This window comes from Bacillus sp. 22483 (assembly GCF_052044605.1).
Classification (GTDB): Bacteria; Bacillota; Bacilli; order Bacillales; family Bacillaceae; genus Bacillus; species Bacillus altitudinis.
The window spans coordinates 92,781-116,917 of record NZ_JBQENU010000008.1 but is presented as its reverse complement, the minus strand read 5'-3'; the positions used below and the strand labels follow the sequence as shown (position 1 = coordinate 116,917).

22 protein-coding genes are annotated in these 24,137 nt (G+C 42.3%); 9 read left to right on the top strand and 13 right to left on the bottom strand.

Features of this window, described 5'->3' with window-relative positions; translation table 11 throughout:
- Positions 1 to 45 precede the first annotated feature (45 nt).
- Both ACTJJQ_RS13365 and ACTJJQ_RS13360 read left to right on the top strand, forming a co-directional pair.
- The gene (locus ACTJJQ_RS13365) at positions 46 to 747 is read left to right on the top strand and encodes a LytR/AlgR family response regulator transcription factor (protein WP_024719011.1); all 702 of its coding nucleotides are present in this window, start codon (positions 46 to 48) and stop codon (positions 745 to 747) included.
- Between the two features lie 11 nt (positions 748 to 758).
- Positions 759 to 1,724 carry a sensor histidine kinase gene (locus tag ACTJJQ_RS13360; RefSeq protein WP_440600275.1) on the top strand — a complete coding sequence of 322 codons (966 nt, stop codon included), beginning with the start codon at positions 759 to 761 and terminating at the stop codon, positions 1,722 to 1,724.
- 35 nt (positions 1,725 to 1,759) lie between these two features.
- Here the strand turns inward: ACTJJQ_RS13360 and ACTJJQ_RS13355 are convergent, their stop codons facing one another.
- On the bottom strand, positions 1,760 to 2,689 hold the full coding sequence (locus tag ACTJJQ_RS13355) for an aldo/keto reductase (RefSeq protein ID WP_008342143.1): 930 nt from the start codon (positions 2,687 to 2,689) through the stop codon (positions 1,760 to 1,762).
- Between the two features lie 466 nt (positions 2,690 to 3,155).
- Here ACTJJQ_RS13355 and ACTJJQ_RS13350 point away from each other — a divergent pair, with 466 nt between their 5' ends.
- Positions 3,156 to 4,196 (top strand): DUF4352 domain-containing protein, encoded by a 1,041-nt coding sequence (locus ACTJJQ_RS13350; protein WP_440600274.1) that lies wholly within the window; start codon positions 3,156 to 3,158, stop codon positions 4,194 to 4,196.
- 48 nt (positions 4,197 to 4,244) lie between these two features.
- Here the strand turns inward: ACTJJQ_RS13350 and ACTJJQ_RS13345 are convergent, their stop codons facing one another.
- The 3 genes from ACTJJQ_RS13345 to ACTJJQ_RS13335 form a co-directional block, all read right to left on the bottom strand.
- A complete protein-coding gene (locus ACTJJQ_RS13345; protein WP_017366546.1) occupies positions 4,245 to 5,336 on the bottom strand; it encodes an SEC-C metal-binding domain-containing protein in 1,092 nt (363 codons plus the stop codon).
- 193 nt (positions 5,337 to 5,529) lie between these two features.
- Positions 5,530 to 6,468: a response regulator gene (locus ACTJJQ_RS13340; protein ID WP_046526602.1), complete on the bottom strand. Its 939-nt coding sequence runs from the start codon at positions 6,466 to 6,468 to the stop codon at positions 5,530 to 5,532.
- Between the two features lie 4 nt (positions 6,469 to 6,472).
- Entirely contained in the window at positions 6,473 to 7,759 is a 1,287-nt protein-coding gene (locus ACTJJQ_RS13335) for an ATP-binding protein (protein ID WP_272511965.1), read from the bottom strand.
- A gap of 517 nt (positions 7,760 to 8,276) precedes the next feature.
- On the opposite strand from ACTJJQ_RS13335, the gene ACTJJQ_RS13330 reads away from it, so the two are divergent.
- On the top strand, positions 8,277 to 9,257 hold the full coding sequence (locus tag ACTJJQ_RS13330; protein WP_008342152.1) for a glutaminase: 981 nt from the start codon (positions 8,277 to 8,279) through the stop codon (positions 9,255 to 9,257).
- Positions 9,258 to 9,290: 33 nt separating this feature from the next.
- On the top strand, positions 9,291 to 10,718 hold the full coding sequence (locus ACTJJQ_RS13325; protein WP_008342153.1) for an alanine/glycine:cation symporter family protein: 1,428 nt from the start codon (positions 9,291 to 9,293) through the stop codon (positions 10,716 to 10,718).
- 39 nt (positions 10,719 to 10,757) lie between these two features.
- Here the strand turns inward: ACTJJQ_RS13325 and ACTJJQ_RS13320 are convergent, their stop codons facing one another.
- The 4 genes from ACTJJQ_RS13320 to ACTJJQ_RS13305 form a co-directional block, all read right to left on the bottom strand.
- Positions 10,758 to 11,618, bottom strand: a complete 861-nt coding sequence (locus tag ACTJJQ_RS13320; RefSeq protein ID WP_065459765.1) for an alpha/beta fold hydrolase — start codon at positions 11,616 to 11,618, stop codon at positions 10,758 to 10,760.
- Positions 11,619 to 11,731: 113 nt separating this feature from the next.
- Positions 11,732 to 12,097, bottom strand: coding sequence for a VOC family protein (locus tag ACTJJQ_RS13315; protein ID WP_008342155.1), 366 nt, complete (start codon positions 12,095 to 12,097; stop codon positions 11,732 to 11,734).
- Between the two features lie 100 nt (positions 12,098 to 12,197).
- A complete protein-coding gene (locus ACTJJQ_RS13310) occupies positions 12,198 to 13,580 on the bottom strand; it encodes an amino acid permease (RefSeq protein WP_019743569.1) in 1,383 nt (460 codons plus the stop codon).
- A 66-nt stretch (positions 13,581 to 13,646) separates the two neighbouring features.
- Complete coding sequence (locus ACTJJQ_RS13305) at positions 13,647 to 15,155, bottom strand: class I adenylate-forming enzyme family protein (RefSeq protein ID WP_251185525.1); 1,509 nt, start codon at positions 15,153 to 15,155, stop codon at positions 13,647 to 13,649.
- A 262-nt stretch (positions 15,156 to 15,417) separates the two neighbouring features.
- On the opposite strand from ACTJJQ_RS13305, the gene ACTJJQ_RS13300 reads away from it, so the two are divergent.
- Entirely contained in the window at positions 15,418 to 15,855 is a 438-nt protein-coding gene (locus ACTJJQ_RS13300) for a MarR family winged helix-turn-helix transcriptional regulator (RefSeq protein WP_007498406.1), read from the top strand.
- 277 nt (positions 15,856 to 16,132) lie between these two features.
- Here ACTJJQ_RS13300 and ACTJJQ_RS13295 read toward each other — a convergent pair whose 3' ends face one another.
- From ACTJJQ_RS13295 to ACTJJQ_RS13285, 3 genes are all read right to left on the bottom strand, one after another.
- Positions 16,133 to 17,155: a quercetin 2,3-dioxygenase gene (locus ACTJJQ_RS13295; RefSeq protein ID WP_048001337.1), complete on the bottom strand. Its 1,023-nt coding sequence runs from the start codon at positions 17,153 to 17,155 to the stop codon at positions 16,133 to 16,135.
- 80 nt (positions 17,156 to 17,235) lie between these two features.
- The gene (locus ACTJJQ_RS13290) at positions 17,236 to 17,799 is read right to left on the bottom strand and encodes a TetR/AcrR family transcriptional regulator (protein WP_008342160.1); all 564 of its coding nucleotides are present in this window, start codon (positions 17,797 to 17,799) and stop codon (positions 17,236 to 17,238) included.
- Between the two features lie 45 nt (positions 17,800 to 17,844).
- A complete protein-coding gene (locus tag ACTJJQ_RS13285; protein ID WP_017358616.1) occupies positions 17,845 to 19,329 on the bottom strand; it encodes an amidase in 1,485 nt (494 codons plus the stop codon).
- A 188-nt stretch (positions 19,330 to 19,517) separates the two neighbouring features.
- Between ACTJJQ_RS13285 and ACTJJQ_RS13280 the strand changes: the two genes are divergently transcribed.
- A complete protein-coding gene (locus tag ACTJJQ_RS13280) occupies positions 19,518 to 21,131 on the top strand; it encodes a S8 family peptidase (protein WP_223255657.1) in 1,614 nt (537 codons plus the stop codon).
- Between the two features lie 37 nt (positions 21,132 to 21,168).
- Here ACTJJQ_RS13280 and ACTJJQ_RS13275 read toward each other — a convergent pair whose 3' ends face one another.
- Positions 21,169 to 21,705, bottom strand: coding sequence for a DUF402 domain-containing protein (locus ACTJJQ_RS13275; protein WP_025206677.1), 537 nt, complete (start codon positions 21,703 to 21,705; stop codon positions 21,169 to 21,171).
- Between the two features lie 114 nt (positions 21,706 to 21,819).
- Here ACTJJQ_RS13275 and ACTJJQ_RS13270 point away from each other — a divergent pair, with 114 nt between their 5' ends.
- On the top strand, positions 21,820 to 22,026 hold the full coding sequence (locus tag ACTJJQ_RS13270; protein ID WP_008342164.1) for a hypothetical protein: 207 nt from the start codon (positions 21,820 to 21,822) through the stop codon (positions 22,024 to 22,026).
- A gap of 59 nt (positions 22,027 to 22,085) precedes the next feature.
- On the opposite strand, the gene ACTJJQ_RS13265 is transcribed toward ACTJJQ_RS13270, so the two are convergent.
- A complete protein-coding gene (locus ACTJJQ_RS13265) occupies positions 22,086 to 22,622 on the bottom strand; it encodes a GNAT family N-acetyltransferase (RefSeq protein ID WP_008342165.1) in 537 nt (178 codons plus the stop codon).
- A 211-nt stretch (positions 22,623 to 22,833) separates the two neighbouring features.
- Between ACTJJQ_RS13265 and ACTJJQ_RS13260 the strand changes: the two genes are divergently transcribed.
- On the top strand, positions 22,834 to 24,051 hold the full coding sequence (locus tag ACTJJQ_RS13260) for a multidrug effflux MFS transporter (RefSeq protein ID WP_440600273.1): 1,218 nt from the start codon (positions 22,834 to 22,836) through the stop codon (positions 24,049 to 24,051).
- Positions 24,052 to 24,137: the final 86 nt, after the last annotated feature.

Sequence of the window (24,137 nt, the reverse complement as noted above, 5' to 3'; positions counted from 1 at the left end):
AATGGTAAAATAGACAAATAATAAGAAGAGTCATAGGTGATTTTTATGATAAAAGTAGGTCTTGTCGATGATTACCGAGTGGATTTAGAAAAGCTGCATGCCATTGTCGGCAGAATGGATGCCGTTGACATCGTTTTTGTGACGCAGTCAGCGGAGGATGCATATGAGAAGGTCAAACAGGGCGACATTGATCTATTGTTTGCAGACATTGAGATGCCTGGCATGTCAGGCTATGAATTAGCAGACCTTATTCACTCTCATGCACTGAATGTGGATGTTGTATTTGTGACGGGAAACAGTGGGTATGCTGTCCATGCCTTTGATTTGAATGTCCATGATTATATTATGAAGCCTTATCAAGCTGATCGAATCGCCAAATCCTTAGAGCGCTACATGTCCACCAAGCAGGAGAAAAGCATTCACGGACGGCTTCTCATCAAGCAGCAATCAAATATCCATGTACTGCAAAAAAAGGATGTCATCTTTGTTGAACGTACTGGCAGGTCGACGACCATTGTCACAACAACAGGAGATATTCAAACATACCAAACTCTCAACGAGTTAAAAGGTGATTTAGCTGAGAAAGACTTTATCCGCTCCCACCGCTCGTTTATCATCAATATTCATTACATTAAGAACTTTTCGGCGTATGCTAAAAATTCATTTATCGTGTCTTTTGAAGGGACTGATAAAAAAGCCATGATGACGAAGCAGCAATTAGAATACTTTAAGAAATACTACTTTTAAGGAGAACGAACGTGAACGCTTTCTATCTTGGATTTCGCATATATACGCTCATCTGGCTCGGTCTTGCAGTTCAAGCTGCTGCTAAAGCTGTTCTGCCTTTGTCATCAAGCATGGTGTGGCTTCTGACCTTTTGCATCATGTGCCTTTACACCTTTTTCATTTACAAAAGGTTTTGGCTAGGTATGAATGGTTACATGATATTAGGCACTTTTGTGCTCATCACCTGTTCAGGCATTTCACTTTTTCTCACGCACGGAAATGGACTAAGCCATCTTTTAACTGTCATCATCATTTTGACAGCCGATCTCCTTTCCTTCAAGGTGATGCAAACGGAGCAACGATTAAATGGACGGCTTCAAGAGCTGATTCATGCTGAGTCGAGAACCAATGACTTGCTGCTTGAGCTGCGAAGTAAACACCATGAAACAGCTAGACATTTAAATGCCTTTTCCGCATCGAATGACGAGCATGAGATCAAAGATTTGATTCAGCAATACGTGAAACATTTCCCTTGGATCAAAGGGGAAAATGCTTATTTGGCTTCCTCCCTTCATTCCTTTTTCCAGCGGGCTGAAAAAGAGGAGATTGCCCTTTCACTAGATCTTCAAGCACCCTTTTCTTCTCTTCCTTTTTCTAAAGCGGATCAGGTGAGTTTTACTGGCAACCTGCTTGATAACGCATTAGATGCCGCCATTGAAGCGAAGCAAGCTGGGAACGAGGGAAGCATCTCGATCACGACTTCCATCCGGAGCGGGCTCTTTTTGATTCATTGTGAAAACAGTACGAAGGGAATGGAAAAACACGTATTAGATCATCTGTTCAAGACGTTTGGCCGCTCGACAAAAGGCGGTGATCATCAAGGTATGGGTACTTATATCATTCATCAGCTTGTTGAAAAGGCAGACGGCACGCTTGATTTTACGTATCGTTCTCCAAACCTGAGGCTCGTAATCAAGATTCCTCTCACAATGGCATAAAAAATAAGGTGCTACTTGGCACCTTATTTTTTATATTATGAAAAGATCTGATCGATTTCGTTGATTTCTTCTTTTGTTAATTGAACATCGTTTGTTTTCAAGTTTTGTAAGACTTGCTCGGCTCGTTTTGCACCCGGAATTATGGCATCAATGCCATCCTGCGCCAATAGCCACGCCAGCGCTACATGAGCTGTTTCGGCATGTTTTGATTGCGCAATGGCCTTCAGCTTGTCTACTTTTTCGAGGTTTTGAAGGAAAGCATCGCCTTGGAAAAGCGGGTCCTTTGCTCGAATATCATCAAATGTCGCATCCTTTGTAAACTTCCCGGTCAACAGGCCTGACGCCAATGGAAAATAAGGGATAAAGGAAATCCCATGCTCCACGCAGTATGGGAGAAGGTCTTGCTCGGCCTGACGTTTCAGCAGAGAATACTCTGATTGAAGCACGTCTAGGTATCCATCTCGATTAAAGGTTTGAAGCTGTTCAAAATCAAGGTTTGATGCCCCAATTGCCCGGATTTTCCCCTCATCCTTCAATTCCTTTAAAGTACCGGCCACTTCATCCAGCGGCGTGCGGCCATCTGGGAAATGCATATAGTACAAATCAATATAATCGGTTTGCAGCCTCTTCAGGCTGTCTTCGACCTGCTGTCTTAAGAAATCACGGCTATTATCCAGTTCGATTTGTCCGTTTACTTCTTTATGAGCCCCTTTTGTCGCAAGAACCAGTTCTTTTCTGCCGCCTCTTTTGGCAATGATCTCGCCAATCAATTCTTCTGAACGGCCCAGCCCATAAATAAAAGCAGAATCTAAGAAATTGACACCATGATCAAGAGCAGTTTCTACTAGCTCCCGCCCTGCATCTTCACTCAGATTCGGGAATAAATTATGCCCGCCTACTGCATTTGTTCCAAGCCCTATCGGATTCACCTGTAAATCAGTTCGTCCAAGCGTTACTTTTTTCAAAAGCTCATCTCCCTTATCTGCTTAATCATCCTTATTTTCCCATGAATCATTTTCAACATTCAAGTATTCTGCTCTCTGAAAATCAATCTGAAGGTGGACGCTTTGAAAGAAAAAAGTTTTGCGATGTGAATTCTAACACATCTTTTGAAATGAAAACTACCTCCATTTCAAGAATTTTATACAAAAAACATTTAAAACCCATGATAAATAGATAAATTAATTCTAATTAACTAGTATATTTTACTTATTAAATTCCGTTTTTTATAGGTATTTGTGTAAAAATCTATCAAAGATAGGTACTAAAACCTATTCCTCATCACGAATGAAATTCGATAGAATGAATAGTGCAAATCGTCATTAGGATATTTTCCCCTTTAACACCCGAATATACCATTCTATCTGTTTCTTTTTTCTCAGTCAGATAGCGGGAAGAAAATGACGAAAGAAAAGCAAAGGAGCATCAACTGTGAATCTTAAAAAAATAAGTGCACTCCTCATGATTTCATTCGTGATGATCATCTCTGCAGCCTGCCAGAGCTCAGCAAAATCAACAAAGGCTGACCAAAAATCAACAAAAACAGCAGAGGTAAAAGTGAATAGCTACGAATATACGTTACCAGAAGACTCAACAACTACCCTGCGGGACAATGAATTGGTGTTAAAAGTCAACCTGACGATCACGAACAAAGGTGACAAAGCCCTTTCATTATATAACTCTGATTTCACCCTTTATCAGGACGATGCCAAAGTCTCTGATTTAAAATTCTACGGCAGTAAAGACCGCCTTGATCTTGGGTCATTGAACAAAGGGAAATCACTATCAGGAGCTCTTTATTTCCTAGTAGATAAAGGCAAAAAATATCAGTTCGTGTACCAAGATAGCATCAAGAAAAACAGCGATTCGATCGAAATTGAACTAGATGGCGAAAAGATACTGGATACAGCGAAAAAGCTAGATAACCCAGCAAAAGCACTATCTGCTTATACAGATATCATTGTTTTTGACAAAAAGAATGATCAATTCTCAGAATTAACAGGTGACAATCAATCAGATGTCGTTAATAAATATCACGAAATGTTTGTGAAAGACTTCAAGAGAAGTGCAGGCATATACGGAAACGAAGTCAGTGACCGCGATATTTTATCCATGTACAAACGCATGCAAAATGCAATGAAGGATAAAGCGAAAGTGGAAACAAGTGTGAAAACCATCTCAGATGACGAAGCGAAGGTTGTCGCTCAAGTAACCGGTATTGATGCTTCTAACTTAAAAGACAAACTAGACAAACAAAGAGATGAGTTTTACAACGGCAAAATCCGTTCGAAAGAAGAATTGTATAAGAAAAGCTTGAATATGTACGCATCTGAGTTTGAAAAGCTTCCTCCAGTCTCAAGCCCTGCTGAGTATGAAGTGAAAATGAAACGTAACGGAGATGGTCAGTGGAAAATTGACCTCAATGATTATAATACAGAGCAATACATGAGTGGTTTTATTAAAACAAGATGATGAAAAAAAGACGCTGGCTCCTTGAAAGGTGCCGCGTCTTTTTTCATGCTATGATACAGTCGTCTCTTGCTCTTCTTTGACCGCTTTTTCAATGTCTTTAAATCGGCTCGATACAGTGGACGCACTAATTCCATACTTTTTAGCAACTTGTGCTTGAGAAAGCGGGGCATCGCTTGCAAGTGAATGAATATAATATTCGATTCCTGCAGCAAATGACGCCGCTTTACGGATCACAGGTGCTTTCTGATCACAGTAAGCTTTCCAAACCGTTAAAGCGCCATCTGTCAGGCTTTGGTCACCGTGCTCTTTCATCCCGTCTTCAATCAGCTTGGCTGTTTCCAGCTGAACGTCACTAGCCCATTCCATACGATCTGCTGATAGTCCTACTGTATTTCCTTCTGTTTGAGCAGGCGCTTCTGTTTCTTCAACTTCTTGCTTCGCAAACATACACTTCAGCACTTCAGGGAAGGCTTCTCTCATAAATGTACTACGTGCTCCTCCGTTTGCCTCATGTGCTTCAACGAGCTGGCGAACTTGAAGAAGAAGCGTATCAGTAAACTCTTTCGCGAACATCGTATATTGAATGAAAAACTCTGCTTTTTCTTCAAACTGAACAGGGAAACCAAGAACAAGGCTACCTTTCTCTGGCAGCACGGTTTGATCCGGCTTCACATCAACTTCAACCTTCTCAGCTGTCACCATATTCTCAAAGTAAAGAGACTCGTCCGTTTTTTCATTTAATAAAAGCAAAGATGGCTCCATGTCTGTCCAAGATTCAACCACTTGTCTTGTTTTAGGCCGGGTAATATCTTCTGCTTTTTTTGTCAGGAATTCTTGGAAGATGGTCTCTTTCTTATCTGTTAATGGGCGGAAGAAGATGCCCCATACACTCAAATGAAAGACTGAGATTTGTTGCGTTTCTTTATCCATATCTGCTAGGAAAGAAAACTCATTAATGAATTGATTGATCGCTCTCTGATGCTTAGAGAACGCATAATTCATTAAATCCTTTTGAACTTGTACAGCTTCCTTAAACACAAGCTCAGACGTTTGTTCTCCGCCTGACTTTTGACCACAGCAATGTTTATATTTTTTTCCGCTTCCGCATGGGCAGAGCGCATTTCGTTTAATTTTTCCCAAAATAAAACCTCCGACATTCTAGTCTAACCTCACTATTTTAACAAACGATTGCACAGGAGAGTTTTATTTTCAAGAAAAAAGAAAAATCAGAATGATCAGATAAATAACAAAGACGTCTAAAAGAGCAAGGCGGCTCATAGTCAAAAGCACTCTGTCTCTGTTTATTTTCTCCAATCATTCCAATAGATTTCCCTCAGCTCATTCCTTCGAATAGCTGCTTTGCTTCAAAATAAAAGATTTGCACGAACTTTTTCGTATTGACTCTGCCTGTTGACCCTGCGGATGAAGAAGTCTTCTGCATTTCTTTCATTCTTTGGCTGACATCAGTGAAATCAAAAAACTTCGACGCATAGTGCTCAAATTTAGGGTTTGAAAAATCTGTAAGCCCTAGTGATGCGAAATGATTTAAGGAATGATGGATGGCTCGTCTAATTCGCTGCTCTGCTGCTTTCACTTCCCGCATCACTTCCACATCCGCCGCACCACGACCAAGCTTTCGTTCCGCCGTTTTGATAAATAGCTGCTTTAATGGCGGAAAATTCACCTCATGAGAATTGGCTGTCTGCGTTTCATGTAAGTAGATCAATATCTCTAGTAAATCCTTAGAGCCACTCTCTCCGACAATTCCTAATTCAGATAGGAGGAATTCTCCTGCCTCTTTCATCGTTCTTCGCTTTGATCCAGTACCTGTCTCATGAGAAATCACTGGCTCTAATGGCAGCACATGCCGAAGAGAAGCTTGAATATCGTAAATTGATTTTTCCAGCTTGATCCGCTCCATGACCTTTCGAATGACACTGACAATTTCAATTCGATTGACAGGTTTATGAATATAATATTCAATTCCAAGTTCATAGGCTTCTGCCATCATCTCTTTTGCTTCTACTTGAGATATCATGATGACCTTGCCTTTGAATTCAGGGTGAATATGACGTATGGTTTGAATGCCGTCTCTAGCTGGCATTAAAAGATCAATCAGAAGGATGTCTACTTTTTTCAGGTTCAATGAATGCGCCTCTAATCCAACGCCGTCATCAGCCTCATCCACGACCTCTCCCAAATCCTCATCCTCGATGATTTGACCTAAAATCGAGCGTATTGCACGATCATCATCTGCAATGAAAAATCGCATACACTCACCCTCTCTGTATTAAATTTTTTATCGGAAGGACAAGCTGAAAAGCTGTTCCTTTCGTTTCTTTTTGCTCAATCTGGATTTGACCGTCCAGCTCTTGAACCAGCTCTCTCACATAGGATAAGCCAATCCCAGTTGACGGTGTTCCATATGCATCAAATTTTGAGGTATATCCAGGATCAAATACAATCTCTCTCAATTTCTCAGGAATACCCGGTCCATCATCCTCGACCCGAACCTCTATTTTATCATGACTTCCTTTTAATACGAGTGAGATGGCTCCATCATGCTTAATTGCTTCAACTGCATTTGCCATTAAATTATTAATCAGCGATAAGAAAATGAACACATGATACTCATGCAAGTGAATGCCTTTTATATCAGATGTAAAGGAAATGTTCTTCCCGAGAGATAGCGCATATTTCTCTTGAATGCGAATCACGATTTGAACAAGATCCTCTGCCCTCATATAATCTTGCATATTTTCCTTTGAAATCAGCTTTGAAAGCCCAGCGTAAATACGCTGATTGTCCTTTTTGACTTCATGTATTTCCCCTGCAAGCTTGAGCAGCTCCTGACTCACTTTCCTTCCCGCCTCATGTTCATTCAGCAGACGATAGAGCCGATAGGATTCTTGCGTTATGTGCTCTGTATGATTTAACGTTTTCTTTAAATGAACTGTTTCCTCATATAAATTTGAAATGACCATCATCATATGCTCATTTTGCTTCATGATTTGTTTCTCTCTTGATTGTGCCTCATACAGCCTCATCATATTAAAAAAGCTGATGACCACGAAGCTGTGAGCAAATGCAATGAGGATCATATCACTCAGCTTTGAGAAAGTCATGGTTGTATCAAACACTAAAAATTGTACAAACAGCTCAACAAAATCAGCAAGCAGTTCAATCATCAGTCCGATCAGCCCAATAAAAATGGAACGCTGCTTAAAACGTCCTGTACGGACAACAAAGAAAAGAAAAGCATAAGTAAAGTAAAAAAAGAAGCTCGGAAACTGCTGATAAAATGACAGAGCCAGATCAGCTTTTTGCTGAATAAGATCTAAACCTACCCGAAATAGGACAATGGCTGCGCCTGTTAAAAACCCTGGCAGCAAGGGTCTTGATTTTCTTAAAAGTAATAAGCAAAAGAAAAACGCAGGTGCCCCAAAACTAATACGAAATGTTTCATTCACAGGATAAAACTTCAGCTCTCCCGCAAGCGGCACAATGACGATCATAAAAATCAAAATAAATGCGTCTTTTTTGACAAGCTGGTTTAAACTCAAATGACTGACATCCCTTCCCCTGTTTACATAGCCACAGTATACAAGGAGACTCTTTGCTCCACAATGAGCAAAAAAATTATTTTCACGGCTTCTTCTCTCTTCAAAATCATTTTTTATGACTATTCTCCGAGGAGGCATGGTGACCTTTCAGCTATCCTACGATTTGGAGATTGTCTACAATAATGGGAATTGTTTAGACAATTGCATGCAGACTGATTTTTATTTGTAAGTTTTTCTGTAGATTTTCGTCAGATTGTGTAGTTTCCAAGATAAATTGAATGAACAATTTTAGTGAAACTATATGTAAGCGTTTTCTGAATTTTCACTAAAAACCCTTTTTGTTGTTTCGCCGCCAAAGCCTTCATTTGAACATATATTTAGGTGTAAAGGAGTGGTACAAGCAGCGCATGACAAGTTCTTTGAAGATGTGTAACATGTTTTCGTGCCTATTTGATCGCATTTTTTGTCATCCGCCAATTCAATAGGGTACTTTTTGATTTTTGATTGGAGGAATCGTATGAAAACAGCAATTTCTAATAATACACAACACGCATGCCAGTCTTCTGTTGATCAATGGGCAGAAGAAATACGTCCGTATTACAAAAACGGGCAGAACGCTGGCTACATTCCAGCACTCGGAAAAGTAAATTCCTCTCAACTTGGTATCAGCGTGATAGGCCCAGATGGATCATCTGTACGTTATGGTGATTGGGACGTTCCCTTTACCCTGCAAAGTATCTCAAAAGTCATCAGCTTTATAGCTGCCTGTTTAGGAAGAGGCGTTCCATACGTCTTGGATCGGGTAGATGTAGAGCCAACTGGTGATGCATTTAATTCCATCTACCGCCTTGAGATGCATAAACCAGGGAAGCCCTTTAATCCAATGATTAATGCTGGAGCTATTACCGTATCCTCCATCCTTCCTGGAAAGACTTCTACAGAAAAGCTAGCATATATTTTCGATTTAATCGAAAACTTAATAGGTAAGCGTCCTTCTGTTAATGAAGAGGTTTATCAATCAGAATGGGCAACGGCACACCGCAACCGGGCACTTGCTTATTATTTAAAAGAAACCAATTACTTAGAATCAGATGTCGAGGACACGTTAGAAGTGTATTTAAAGCAATGTTCCATTGAGGTCACAACAGAGGACATCGCCTTGATTGGACTGATTATTTCAAGTGATGGCTACCATCCCTTTAAACAAGTCCAAGTCATCCCAAAAGATATCGCAAGACTAACAAAGGCATTGATGCTGACATGCGGCATGTACAATGCGTCTGGTAATTTTGCTGCTTTCGTAGGCGTTCCAGCCAAAAGTGGTGTGTCTGGAGGAATCATGGCTTGCGTTCCGCCAAGCGCAAGAAGAGAATTCCCATTTCAGACAGGCTGCGGGATCGGCATTTATGGTCCTGCCATTGACGATTGTGGAAATAGTATTACCGGTGTCATGATGCTGAAGAAACTCGCCAAAGAGTGGGATCTCAGTATTTTTTAAAAAGAACAGTGATGAATTCGAAGAGGTGATGTTATGAACGAAAAAGCTTTGCTATCTTATTTAACAACTACAAATGATTTTATTTGGACTTATCTTGTCATTGCTCTGTTACTTGGAGTAGGGGTCTACTTCACATATAGATCACGCTTCTTGCAAGTCAGAATGCTGAAAGAAATGCTGCGTGTTCTAAAAGAAGGAAGAAAAGAAAAAGAGGGAATCTCACCGTTTCAAGCATTTGCCATCAGTATGGCAGCACGTGTAGGAACAGGGAATATCACAGGGATTGCCATCGCTATTGCGATCGGTGGACCTGGCGCAATCTTCTGGATGTGGATCGTAGCGATTATCGGTTCTGCTTCAAGCTTTGTTGAAAGTACACTAGCTCAGGTGTATAAAGTAAAAGATAAAACAGGATTCCGCGGTGGACCTGCTTATTACATGGAAAAAGGGTTAAATAAGCGCTGGATGGGGATTTTATTTGCCATCCTGATCACGATCTCTTTTGGGATTGTCTTTAACGCAGTGCAATCAAATACAATCACCGTCGCTTTTAAAAACTCTTTTGGTCTAGATCGTTTAACTGTCGGAATCGTTATGGCTGTTATTTTTGCAGCGATTATTTTCAAAGGGATCAAAGCGATTGCAAAAGCATCTGAATATATTGTCGTTGTTCTTGCCGTTGCTTACATCGGTATTGCTTTCTTTGTGATTGTCACAAATATCACTGAACTGCCAGGTGTCATCAGTACGATTGTGAAACATGCTTTCGGATTTGAACAGTTTGCCGGCGGTACACTAGGCGGAGCACTGTTACAAGGGATTAAACGCGGTCTCTTCTCAAACGAAGCTGGTATGGGTAGCGCCCCTAACGCAGCAGCAACTGCTGTCACGAGCCACCCAGTCAAACAAGGGTTAATCCAAGCATTTGGTGTGTTAACAGATACGTTAATTATATGTACAAGCACAGCCTTTCTTGTCCTGTTCTCTGATGCTTATAAAACAACCAATCTGCAAGGAATTGAGCTAACTCAGGCTTCATTAAGTCAGCACATTGGGCCTTGGGCTTCTGGATTCCTAGCGATCATGATTTTCTTATTCGCTTTTAGTACGTTAATCGGTAACTATTACTATGGTGAAACGAACATTGAATTCTTGGGAGCGAATAAAATTTGGCTCAACATCTATCGTGTGGCTGTCATTGGCATGGTTCTATTCGGAGCCATTGCCACTGTTCCTCTCGTTTGGGGTCTGGCCGACTTATTCATGGGTCTCATGGTCATCGTCAACCTCATTGCCATTACCATGCTGTCTAAAGTCGCCTTTGCAGCACTGAAGGATTACATGCGACAGAAAAAAGAAGGCAAAGATCCTGTTTTCTATAAAAACGCCGTTCCGAACAATGAACAGATTGAATGCTGGGACGACGAACCTGTTTCCTTGAAAAAGAATCAAATCGGGTAAATTAAAAAAGCTCTGGTCATCTGATCAGAGCTTTTTTCTTTATGTCAAAAATTCGAGTATGAGCTTATTCACGACATCTGGTTTTTCGTGATTGATCCAATGAGTGGCATCATCGACAAAAATCAGCTGTCCATTTGGGCAAATCTTGATCGTTTCTTTTGCGAGCTTTCTGCTTAGAAATTTGTCCTCCATTCCCCAGATCATGCGGACAGGAACGAGAATTCGTTTGGAAATCGGTTTTTCAAAGCCGCCTTTTTTAATGCCTCGATACCAATTCAACATGGACGTAATGGCTCCCGGCTGCGTCCATGCCAACTTATAGCTTGAGACATCTTCCTTCGTGAACAGATGAGGTCTAGCAGACAATCCAATGGCTTCATCCAGTCTTTGAAAGTGATTTTCTTGAAGGGCTGCCTCCGGTACATTTGGAAGCTGAAAGAACGCGATATAAGAGCTCTTCTTCCACTGCGGCGGATAAAACGGAAGGACCTTCATCATCACACGAGGATGCGGCATGTTGACGATGATTAATTTTTCTACATATTGAGAACGGGTTGAAGCAAGATGCCAAGCAACAGCTCCACCCCAATCATGTCCGCCGACAATAGCCTTTTGATTTGGGCTCAGCGCCTTAATTAATCCCACGATATCATCTCTTAATTTGTCTAAGACGTATGATTCGACTCCTTCTGGTTTGTCACTCAGATGGTATCCCCTTTGATCAGGAACAACGACACGATACCCCGCCTCAGCTAGGGGGAGGATTTGATTTTTCCAACCATACCAAAACTCAGGAAATCCATGCAGCAGGACCAGCAGCGGACCATCTTCAGGACCAGCCATTGCTGTATGGAGCTTTATGCCGTTTGTTTGAATATATTGAAACTCAACTTGATCCATTCCTTTTCCACCCTTTCCCCATGTCTTATCATTCTTCCAACATAGCATATTTTCCATTTTTCAGAAAATAAAAACACTCACAAAAAAACCTTCACAAGGGTGAAGGTCTTTATTTATTTCATATAATTCAGCACCCATATCAAACCATTCTTCCGATCTTGTACTTGTCCATGAAGTGCGCCAAAGAACGTATCCTGTAATTCCACAAGGACATCTCCATCAGCTTCAAGCGCCTCGTATACAGCCTTTAACTCTTCCTCATTGTCAAACTGCATGATCAATCGAAGATTCTCCGGTTTTGGTGTGCGACCAAATGTATCTGAAAAGTGGAGCAGTGATTCTCCAAGGTGTAGCTCAGCATGCAATACACGGTCTTGATGTTCATTTAAGATACGAATATCTCCGCCAAAAATTCCTTGATAATATTGAAGAGATTCTTTGACATCTTCTACGACAATATAAGGACTAACGCTGATCATTTCCCTCATCCTCCTCTTGTTCCGTTCATTATCTCTTATATAGCTTATCCCAAATCGTATGAAAAAAGGCACAAATCGTCAACGGATTTGCACCTTTTTCTTAAGCAGATTTCGCTAATTCACTGTGTTTGTTAGAATACGCTGCGTACATGACGACACCGATAATCAGCCAAACCCCGAAGTACAGCCATGTCCGGCCTGGTAAATTGAGCATCAGAAACACACAACAGCCCATCGAGATAATTGGCAAAACCGGTACAAACGGAACCCGGAATCCCCTTTCCAGCTGTTTATGTGTCTTTCTCAAAATGAGTACGGATAAACTCACCATCGCAAACGTTAATAATGCACCGATATTGGCTAGGTTGGACAGATCCTTCAAATCAATAAACCCTGAAATAACAGCTGTCATTCCGCCAATCACCCATATACTTGCAACAGGTGTATCACTTTTGTTTGTTTTTGAAAACACTTTAGGCAAAAGCCCGTCCCGCCCCATCGCAAAAGCAATTCGAGTTGCCGCATAATTATTGGCGAAAATCACAGCCATCAATCCAATCACAGCACCGACAGAAATAATACCAGCCACGCTATGTTGATGGACACTTTGCAGTACATAAGACATTGCCTCTGTCACATTCAACTTCGTATAGTGCACCATGCCTGTCATGACCAAACAAACGACAATATAAATGATCGTACAAATGAGCAATGAACCAATAATGCCAATTGGCAGGTTCCGCTGTGGATTTTTCACCTCTTCTGCAGAAGCCGAAATGGCATCGAATCCTAAAAAGGCAAAAAACACAGCAGCGGCTCCAGCAATAATCCCTTCCGTACCAAACGGCATGAACGGCTGCCAATTGGCTGGCTCTACATAAAAACCTCCTACTACAATGAAAAGAACAATAATGCCAAGTTTCACAAACACCATGATATTATTGAATTTTTTACTTTCTTTCGTTCCTCTAGATAGGATCCACGCAATGAGTAAAGCAATGATAATTGCTGGCAAATTCATATATCCGCCTTGTTCTGGACCAGCTAAAAATTGATGTGGAATTGAGATTCCAAACCCCTCCAGCAGGCTGTTAAAATAACTCGACCAGCCACTCGCTACAGCTGAAGCAGTCAGCATATAAACAGATAATAACGTCCATCCCATGAGATGACCTACGAGTTCACCCATTGTGGTATATGAATAAATGTACGCACTGCCGAACACAGGCAGCGCGGAAGCCATTTCTGCATAACAGAGTGCTGCTAAACTGCACACAATCGCTGCGATCGCAAAGGAGAAAATAACAGCCGGTCCTGCATCCTTAGCTGCTGTAATTCCGGTTAACACCATGACCCCCGTCCCAATCACAGCCCCTATGCCAAGGAGCGTGAGATCGAGCCCGCCCAGTGTTTTCTTTACCTTTTGCTGTCTGCTCTGTTCTAACAAATCGTGAATGTGTTTCTTACGAAGTATATGTCGCAAACCCTTTCCCTCCAAAACGTTAGAAAAACAAAAAATCATTCAAATTTCATTATAGCAGAATAGGTCCTACGCATTCACAACCAATTCACGTAAATCTTTCTTCATGATTTTACCAAGTTTATTTTTTGGCAGATCCTGCGTGAAATGAATGGATGGCACTTTGTAATCTGCTAAACGTTCCTTGCAGTAATTCAACACATCTTCTTCGCAGAAATCGACAGATTCGTCTTTTACGATATACGCACTTGGTACTTCACCATATAAGTCATCTGGTACCCCAATGACAGCAGATTCAATTACACCTGGAATTTGATCAATGACCTCTTCCACTTGGTCAGGATAAATATTATCCCCACCGTATAGAATCACATCTTTGTATCTCCCTGTGATGTAAAGAAAACCGTCTTCATCCAGATAGCCTGCATCCCCCATATGGAACCAGCCATCTTTGAGCACTTTCTCTGTCGCTTCAGGTTGATGATAGTAGCCTAAGAAATAAAATGGGCTTCTCATGACGACCTCGCCAATTTCTCCAGCTGGCAGCGCCTCCTCTGTCTCAGGATGCACGATTTTGACTTCTACATCCGGATCCACTTTACCAGCAGAGCCCATTTTATCCTCGCCCATCGCTGGATGCCACGCACTCACAACCCACGCTTCCGTACTTCCATAGCCATGCATCATCTGAATGCCTACTTCTTTGTAATCTTTAATTAAGCGTACCGGTACCTTCGTACCGCCAGAAATTGCAATTTCAAAAGATGAGAGATCGTAAGAACCGCGCTTCATTTCTTCTAGCATGTACGTGTAAGCTGATGGGAAAGCCATCATAAACGTAATTCTTTCTTTCTCAATTGTTTCTAAAATGCGTTTCGGCGTTGCATCATGTAAGAAGACTAACGTATACCCTTCAATTGCAGCTGCAATCAGGTGATTAATTGAACTCATATGATACAGCGGATGACTTGCCAAGTATCGTTTTCCTTTCAGATCAAATCCTCGGTTCCCTTGTCTTGTTAAAAATTGATAGATTCGCCCATGTCCGACCATACAACCTTTTGGATTGCCTGTTGTACCTGAAGTGAATAAAATCATGGCCAAATCCTCTTCTGATACCTCTTCAGCAAGATCACTTCCATCATTAGACGCCAATATGTCTTCAAACAGCTGTGTTGTTTTCGCATTGACACCAGATTCCACCATGAGACAATCTTCTAAAGACACATTCACTGCCGCAATGATGTCACGGAATTCACGGTCAAAAAATAAAGCCTTTGGCTCTGCTTTTTTCAAGATACCTTCTAGCTCAAAAGAGGTAAGCTGCCAGCTAAGCGGTACGGCGACTGCACCTGCTTTAATGGCTGCCAGCATAATCGTAGAAAAGTGATGATGGTTTTGACAAATAAAACAAACCCGGTCACCTTTTCGAATTCCTTTACGATGTAAGTAATGCGCCAGCTGATCAATGCGTTTTGCATATTCTTCAAATGTATAAGACACACCTCCGCCAGTTACCGCTTCAATTTGTGAAGAGCGTTCCATTCTGTCGTTTAGTAATGCCTGTAAAGTATTCAATATCTTCATCTCCAAACGTTTGATGTCCAATAGCCAATTTCCAGAGAATTGGATTGGCAGATTTTATCTCATTCACATTCTAAAATAAAAAAAGGTGAAAGTAAAATCATTTCATTTTGGAATTGTTCCTTTTATTAATTGATAATATAGGTAATTTTATAGCCGTCTTCCATTTTGGTTTAAATGATGATGCTTATTATGATAAGATAGACCTAGTAATTGATCGGAAAATGCGAATGCAATAGGAAAAGAGGTATGGAGAATGCAACATTTCGAGCTAGAGGCAAGTTTGTTAGACCATGCACTGACAAAGTATTTAAAGGCGACGAAACGAATAGATGAAGAGAATATCCCCAAAAACGTCACGAATGTAAAAGGGTTTATTTTACGCATCATCTACCGCCATCAATCATGTACTGTTAAAAATATTCTGCAGGAAGTTTCATTATCTCCCTCCGCAACAACAACCGCTCTCAATCACTTAGAAGATGAAGGGCTGATTATCCGCTCTAGAAATAACAATGACCGCCGTACGGTATGGATTACACTCTCTGAATCAGGTGAACAAATCGCCAGACAAATGATCGACAATCGTCAGCTGCTTGTCAATCAACTGTTCAATCACCTATCAGAAGAAGATAAAAAAACATTTTTTGAATTAATCGAAAAAATGATGGACGAGCGCACATTAAAGGCTTAGGAATTATCCTAAGCCTCGGATTTTTGACAAAGGGCTAAAATGAACTTTATTTTAGCCCTTTGTTTTCTTTTAGCGTGATAGAAAACCTTTGCAGTCTAGGAAGGACACGTACTGGCGCGGAGTGAATGTGACATTAATGAGCACCATCACGCAGGACTGACACCGAATGCGAGGGTTCATGCATGTAAATAGGGATGCTGTTCCATAAGGGAAATAAAATAACCCGCCGATTGATTCGACAGGCTGTTTATTCAAATCTGTGTAACGCGTTACACAGCTATTTATCTTCGACAAACACCAAATCATACTGAGTAGAGGTCTCCCCACCCTCCATCATGTTCCCTTCCTGTATAAAATAAGGGCACATTCCTGGACTTTGTGCTTCTTCAAATTGTTCAAACACTTGCTCAATATAGCCAGGCAGCAGCAAAACCAACATTTTATTTGAATGAGACACGAATTCATACGAGTGAACGGTATTCGGAGGAATATAGGCAAAATCCCCCGGCATCAAGCAAATATTTTCTCCGTTTAACTGAAGATTTATTCTGCCTTCAACACAATAAAGTGCTTCTGTATGCATTTCATGATAATGCGAACGTAATCCTTTTCCCTTTGTCCCTTCAATCACAAAATAACTAAATCCGTCTCCTGTTGTTTCCGTTGTCGCAATCAGCTCATGAAGCTGACCTTCGACCATGTATTGCTTTCCTTCACCAGCCTCCAGCACATATGGCTGCACTGCGCGCGGGAGCTGACTATGAAACAAAACAGCTGGCTTGGTTGTATTGGATAGCTCCCTAATGCCGTGCATCAATATGATATCGCTTTCTTTTTCAGCCTGATGAAAGCTGTCTGCATCAAATGGGTGATCAGTCATCGGCCATTCATTCTGCAACAGCCTCTTTCCGATTTGCTGATAGACATCTGTCATTTGCCCGCCCAGTGTATAAGAAATAAACCTTGTTTTGTGACTATGCATTCTATAGCCATGAATTGTTTTGGGCGGAATATGAATATAATCGCAGGCCGTCACCATATACTTTTTACCGTCCAGTATCACTTCCAGCTTCCCTTCCAGCACAAAGATGGTTTCAAATAGCGTCTCATGACAATGCAGCGGAAAGTAAGCACCTTTCCCACCTGTGATTAAGACAAGCTCAAACAGTTGATTTGTTTGATTTGCTTCTGCCAGCACATGTACAAGCTGATTTTCCAAACCATACAGCTCCCCCGAACCGGACACGGTATAAAAAGAGGTATCTTCGGATTGCTTGATCGATTGTGGTTGCTCCGACATCCCATCACTCCTCATGACTAATTGACTATCTTTATTATATAGACCAATTGATATAATAGATAGGCAATATGCGAGAGATTTTACTCTTCTCGCATAAATAAGTGTCTAAGGTAACATTTTACGTGCTCTAAAGGTGTCGTTTGCTTTAATGCAGTAGTCATTGATAATCCGCCGATGACCATTGAATGAAGGAGAGATGCCCGCTCATCCGCTTTTATTTCATCATATCCGCTATTCATCAGCTTTTCTTTGACAAGCTCTTGCCAGCGGATCATTTCTTGTTTGCATGCAGCATGAAGTTTTGTATGTTCAGGTTTTGACTCTGCCGCCAGTAAGACAATCGGTATCCCTCTTTCACTTTCTTGCTCCATAAAACCCCGAATAATATTTGTCATAAAATGATCGACGGCGACATATGGGTCATCAGAATAGGCAAAGCTTGCTTCAATTTGATCGATGACCCTTTGACTCATATATTCAACGGCTGCTATGGCTAGCTCTTCTTTTCCATTTGGAAAGTAATAATAAAGAGATCCTTTCGGCGTGCCGCTCTCTCGAATGATTTGATTCAACCCTGTCGCATGATACCCCTGTTTACGTAAAAGAAGTGCGGCCGTTTGAATGATTTTGTCCTTCGTACTCACGTGTGACACTCCTTTCCTCCATAGACCAACGTCGATGCCATTGTATTATTGATTCAGTAATGGATGCGTTCCTTTCCATAATGAGGATGATTCTATTTCTGACGCCAGTCTGAGCAGCCAGTCCTCTTTTCCTTTCGGTGCTGTCACCTGTACGCCTAAAGGCATGCCTGCTTCTGTGAGATGAACTGGCACACTCATAGATGGCTGGCCGGTTAGGTTAGCCAGCTGTGTAAATGGTGTGTAGGTCAAACTCTTGAGGAACATTTCATAAATCAGATCCTGCTGTGCTTGCATTGAAAGGGATGACACACGTAACAATGCAGCAATTTCTTGATCGTTATGCATCAGCTCGCCAACCTTTGGAGCCGAATAGGCAGTAGCTGGGGTCACATATAGATCGTAGGTTTGATGAAATGCGGCCATTTTTGCAGCGGCCATATCCCATGCATCAAGACTTTCTGTATAAGCAGCAGCTGTCACATTTTTTCCTGCTTCCGCCAGTACCCATGCCACAATATCTGTCTCCTCAGGCTTCACCGGACGCCCGAATGAACGAGCCAGAGAGGTAAATAAGGCAGACATTTCACCGCTGTTCATGACATAATATTGCTGCATCAGATGGACACCATCAATGTCCGGCTTCGCTTCCTCTATTTGATGCCCTTGTTCACTCAGCCATTTCACAGTGTTCAAGACTGCCTGCTTTGCTTCCTCACTCACCTTCGTGCCTACTGGAGAGTCTACACTGTAAGCAATTCGCATCGAAGAGGTTCGTTTCACTAAATCCTCCTGATAGCTACCGTCATATAATGGCGTTTGGAACGCAGCCTCTGGCTGAATGACTTGAAGCAAATCAAGCAGGGCTGCACTGTCTCGAACTGTTTTTGTGAGCGTAAAGTCAATGGAAGCTCCTTGCCACTGCCTTCCTGCACCCGGGCCGACCGGTGTTCTCCCCCTTGTTGGCTTGAGTCCAAATAAACCAGTAAAGGATGCCGGAATCCGAATAGACCCTCCGCCATCACTCGCTCCACCCGCCGGTACGATGCCGCTTGCCACAGCTGCTGCCGTCCCGCCGCTTGAACCGCCCGGAGAATAGTCAGCATTCCAAGGGTTTCTCGTCGGACCATATAAAAAGGGTTCTGTCACATTTCTCAATCCGAATTCAGGTGTGTTCGTATGACCGATCATGAGGAGCCCAGCCTGCTTCAATCGACGGACAAAGTGGGAATCTGTTTGCGCCTTTACATCCTTTAACAGCAAAGCACCCGCCGTCAAAGGTTCATGCTCCAGCCCCTGCGATATATTTTTCAACACAAACGGAACACCAGCAAACGGCTGATCCGCATCTAGTGACTTCATGTCTTTGAACACTTGATCTCGCCTTGTCTGAATCACCGCATTTAGTACTGGATTCACTTCTTCCAATCTAGCAAATGCGGCTTGTACAAGCTCTTCGGGCGTGACCTGCTTTTTCTGCACAAGTGACGCCAGTCCCGTCGCATCATACGTCATATACTCTTTTACATTCATCGGCATGTCCTTCTTTCTCATATTATGATCTCTCTATTGTCTACTAGAATTCTATGAAATTCAATTTCGGGATACGTGTGAAAAAAACTTTCTTTCTAGACTATGATTCTTCTAACCATCTATCTTATTTCTCCGATATAATAAAGAAAAAAAGACGGAGGTCACCTCATATGCAAGGAGCCATTGCCTTGAAAAAGAAAATCGTCGTGGTCATCGCGTTTCTTCTTGCTTTGACAACTGCTTTGCCCTTCCATTCGCAGGCAGTTGCACCACCAAAAGAAACAGATGTCATCATCGTCTATAAAAATCAAAAAGGAAAACAGACGGCTATTCAAGAAAGTGAAAAAGTGAACGCTCAATACATACACCTTCCAGCTGTAGCAGTGACAGCAGATGAGCAAGCTGTCACCTCACTTAAAAAAGACCCGAACATCGCTTATGTTTCAAAAAACGTCAGGGTCAAACTCGCTGCTTCTACCGTGAAAAAAACGGCTGCTGCTACTGGTCAGGATGCTTTGGTACAAAAATCTTATAACTTGCAGAAGCTCAATGTAAAGCAAGCAATCAAAGAAGGCGTGACAGGGAAAAATGTGAAAGTAGCCGTTCTCGATACTGGTATTTTCCCACATGAAGATTTAAAGGTAGCCGGCGGTAAATCATTCGTCGATTACACGTCTTCTTACAAAGATGATGAAGGACATGGAACACATGTCGCCGGTACAATTGGGGCGCTCAATAATGATTACGGTACGGTCGGCGTCGCTTCTGGTGTGAAGCTGTATGCTGTAAAAGTATTAGATAAAAAAGGAGAGGGCGACTTATACAGTCTGCTCCGAGGCATTGATTGGGCGATTAGCAATAAGATGGACATCATCAACCTAAGTCTAGCTTTTGAAGATAACATTCCGATTTTACGTTCAGCAGTTGATGAAGCATACAAAAAAGGACTGCTGGTCGTTGCTGCAAGTGGAAATGATGGAAAGAAGAATGGGATTAGTTATCCTGCCGCATACAATAGCGTCATTGCTGTTTCCGCAACGACAGACAAAGACAAACTCGCCTCCATCTCTAATACGGGGAAAGGAATTGAATTTTCCGCTCCCGGCGAGAACGTCATCAGTACCTATTTGAAAAATGAATATTGGTATGCCACGGGTACATCACAAGCGGCACCGCATGTCACAGGGATGCTGGCGCTCTTAAAACAGCTACATCCTAAGAAAACAAATGTTCAGCTCCGCACTTTATTGCGCAGCTATACAGTGGATCTTGGCGCAAAAGGAAAAGATCCACAATTCGGCTATGGCCGCGTGCAATATGTGCCGCAGTCAACCTTTTTAAAGGCTGCGACAAGCGCAGTCAAGACAGCCGAAACATCTAAAAAACAGACAGATGTTGATCAAGCCAAAACGAAAATTGGCAGACTGACTGCCAGCAAGCAAAAAACCGCACTCACTGACCGAGTCAAAAAAGTCCAAACAGCCATTGATATTCGTGACGCACGAGCGAAGGTCAAATCAGCTGAAAAAAGTAAAACCCAAGGCTCGATTAAAAGTGCCCAAACGGCTATTAAAAAGCTATCCAAAGGCAAAGAAAAAACAAGCCTGCAAAACCGGCTCGACAAAGTCAAAAAACAAGTCGCCTATCAAAAGAAAGTGACAGATGCCAAACAAAAAGTCAAAAAAGCCGAAGCCAAACGAACAAAGAAAACAAAAGCAACCGCTCAAAGTGCGGTCAAACAACTAAAAGCATCTAAAACAAAAACTGATTTACAAAAACGAATCAACCGGATCAAGGTTTGATAAAAAAACGATTCCTTTCAGCAAGGAATCGTTTTTTCTATTTCAACATCTTCTGAAACAGGGTGTGATGATATTTCCCTTTCGCATCCAGCCTCACTTGATCGAGGATGTGCGCTAACGAATGGATGACATCACGGAGTGCCCGATGAACCGAGCCCTGCTCAAAGGAAGCTAAACTCTCCGGCAGTTCATCTTCATCCAAAACAAAGAAATCACCATTCGGAAGAACGAGTAGATCAATCAATAAATCTTCAAAAACAACCGCCCGTTCTTCAAACCATGTATGTCTGACGATATTCAAATAAGAGCCAATTTCATTGCCTTGATCATCCCGCCAAAAATAGACATTGTAAGGCCGGTCTGTCCAATAATAGGCGGTCGTATAACTCCCTTTTGGAATCGTGACAGTGCCATCACCAGCAACCATTGTAAATGGTTCTTGAATTTTATGAAACAACACGACTTGCTGCTCCTGTGCGTCTAACAGCTGACACGTATGTTCCACAACCTGATCATCGTATTTGATTTTTCTCTCAATGACGTCATCCCAAGAATTTGCATATAGCGGAAACAATCGGTCACAACCCCTTCTGCATCTACTTCTTATTCTAGTATACACTGCTTTCTTTTGAAGAAATAAAGGTTCACTGCTGCTGCCTATGGAAGACATATGGTGAGGTGAAAACAAATGAACGGAATCACAATCATCGAAACCGTAGCAGAACTCGGACAAATCATCTTGGTTTTTTGTGGCTATGCCCTTTACTGGCGGCTTGTGAAAACGAAAAGAGATCGAAAGCTGACCCCTTATGAACATGTGTTGAAATTTTTTGTCATGTTCGGGTTAATCTCTTGGTGCTTTTCATATATGGCACTGAACGTATGGGTGTCATGAGAAAAAGGAAGAGTCCCGTCCATGCAGGACATACTCTTCCTCTTCTTATTCGGTGTATATTATGAGCCAGCCGGCTGTTCTTTTTTAATCACATACTGATAGCTCTTCACATGCGTCCCATTTTGATTCACAAATTCTTTATCAAGTGCCCGTTCAAAGCCCATTCTTTCATATAAACGAATGGCGGCCTGCATTTTATCCGACGTATGAAGGTACAGGACGTTCTCGCCCCACGATTGCGTTAGTTCTATACTTTTACGCAACAATGACTCTGCAATGCCTTTTCCTCTCACATCAGGATCTACCCCTAAAAACCGGACAATCGCTGAAGTAATGCCCATCTCCGGCTTGTCATATGCCTGTTCTGATGATCGAAACATTTGAAGGGTCCCCACGACCTTGCCCTCAAGCTCGGCCACGAGCATCAACTCCATGTTTGGGTTATCTACAGCCGCTCGCAGCGCTGCAGAATAATTTTGCCAGCCTTCCTCTGTAAATTGAGGCTCATACTGTGCGTATGATTTGATCAACACATGTGTGATCGCCTCATGATCTTCGCTCACCGCTTGACGAATGATCAACTCTTGTTGCTCCATGCCAGCACCTCCTGTTTGTCTATGAATGGATATACGAATCATGCAATCATTGCATGCCGATGATCTGATTCTTTTCTCTACTCATTCAATGTAAAGAGTCTCCTTCGAAAGATCAATGATTTTGCACGAAAACTTCTTTGAAAATTTTGATTGAAATGGAAAGCTTGATTCATTATGCTGATTTGAGGACGTATACGAGGAGTGGCATCATATGAATTCTTTATCTTATCCCCAAGAATCGAAAAAAAATCGATTCCTCCTTGCCGCGCTTCTTGGCTCTTTAACAGCCCTTGCACCGCTGGCAATGGATATGTATTTACCTACTTTACCTAATATCGCCCGTGACTTTGAAGCAAGCACGGCGCTGTCTCAGTTAAGTCTCATGGCTTGTTTGATTGGACTTGCGCTTGGACAGCTGATTGCAGGTCCAATCAGTGATACAGTCGGCAGAAGAAAGCCGCTCATGATTGGATTGATCATTTTTATTGCGGCCTCTCTTTTATGTACAGTGGTCACATCAATTTGGACATTCATTCTTTTAAGGCTGATTCAAGGACTTGCTGGTTCAGCAGGCATTGTCATTGCACGAGCCATCGTGCGAGATCATTATGAAGGCTCAGAAATGACGAAATTCTTTGCTTTGCTCATGTTAGTCAACGGAGTGGCTCCAGCAGCGGCACCGATCGTGGGCGGACAAATGTTACGATTCACGACGTGGCAGGGTGTGTTTGTTCTGCTAGGAATCCTCGGGGCGCTCATGCTCCTAAGATCGATGTTTTCATTGAAAGAAAGCTTACCTGAGGAACGCAGACAGACTGGAGGCTTCAAACAGATCCTAGGTGCGATGAAAATTCTAGCGAGCGATCGACTCTTTGTCGGATATGCTCTCTCACAAGGGCTTGTCTTCGCCGCCATGTTTGCGTATATCTCTGGGTCACCGTTTGTATTGCAGGAAATTTTCAACCTTTCTCCGCAGGGCTTCAGCGCTGCCTTTGCGGTGAATAGTCTTGGCATCATCACAGCCGGACAAGTATTTGCCCGCGTTGCTGCGAAAATTGGTGAGGAGAAAGTCCTTCGCATCGGGCTGCTGACAGCTGCTTTAGGAGGCGTCACCTTGTGTGTGATGATCTCTATTGATGCAGGGCTTTATGGCATTCTCATTCCGCTCTTTTTTGTGGTCTCAAGCGTTGGGATTGTCGGCACCTCTGCACCATCTCTTGCGATGCAACATCACGGCGCACATGCTGGAAGTGCCGCTGCCCTCATCGGTGTGGCGCAAATGCTGCTAGGCGCTTGCATGACACCCCTTGTCGGCTTAGCTGGAAGCCAGACTGCCTTTCCCATGGGGCTGATTATTATGCTCTGTGACCTTGGCGCACTCTGCTGTTATTTTTTCTTTGTTGCCAGAGCGAAAAAAAGACCCGCATAAGCGGGTGGCAGATTGTTGACAAAGGGCTAAAATGAACTTGATTTTAGCCCTTTGTCTTCTTTTCAGCGTGATAGAAAACCTTTGCA

What these genes read in the sequence shown, in the direction of transcription:
- ACTJJQ_RS13325 (WP_008342153.1), top strand. Translation starts at nt 9,291, where the DNA reads ATGAACGAAAAAGCTTTGCTATCTTATTTAACAACTACAAATGATTTT.
- ACTJJQ_RS13320 (WP_065459765.1), bottom strand. Translation starts at nt 11,618, where the DNA reads ATGGATCAAGTTGAGTTTCAATATATTCAAACAAACGGCATAAAGCTC.
- ACTJJQ_RS13300 (WP_007498406.1), top strand. Translation starts at nt 15,418, where the DNA reads ATGCAACATTTCGAGCTAGAGGCAAGTTTGTTAGACCATGCACTGACA.
- ACTJJQ_RS13265 (WP_008342165.1), bottom strand. Translation starts at nt 22,622, where the DNA reads ATGGAGCAACAAGAGTTGATCATTCGTCAAGCGGTGAGCGAAGATCAT.
- ACTJJQ_RS13315 (WP_008342155.1), bottom strand. Translation starts at nt 12,097, where the DNA reads ATGATCAGCGTTAGTCCTTATATTGTCGTAGAAGATGTCAAAGAATCT.
- ACTJJQ_RS13330 (WP_008342152.1), top strand. Translation starts at nt 8,277, where the DNA reads ATGAAAACAGCAATTTCTAATAATACACAACACGCATGCCAGTCTTCT.
- ACTJJQ_RS13340 (WP_046526602.1), bottom strand. Translation starts at nt 6,468, where the DNA reads ATGCGATTTTTCATTGCAGATGATGATCGTGCAATACGCTCGATTTTA.
- ACTJJQ_RS13260 (WP_440600273.1), top strand. Translation starts at nt 22,834, where the DNA reads ATGAATTCTTTATCTTATCCCCAAGAATCGAAAAAAAATCGATTCCTC.
- ACTJJQ_RS13285 (WP_017358616.1), bottom strand. Translation starts at nt 19,329, where the DNA reads ATGAATGTAAAAGAGTATATGACGTATGATGCGACGGGACTGGCGTCA.
- ACTJJQ_RS13295 (WP_048001337.1), bottom strand. Translation starts at nt 17,155, where the DNA reads ATGTCGGAGCAACCACAATCGATCAAGCAATCCGAAGATACCTCTTTT.
- ACTJJQ_RS13365 (WP_024719011.1), top strand. Translation starts at nt 46, where the DNA reads ATGATAAAAGTAGGTCTTGTCGATGATTACCGAGTGGATTTAGAAAAG.
- ACTJJQ_RS13270 (WP_008342164.1), top strand. Translation starts at nt 21,820, where the DNA reads ATGAACGGAATCACAATCATCGAAACCGTAGCAGAACTCGGACAAATC.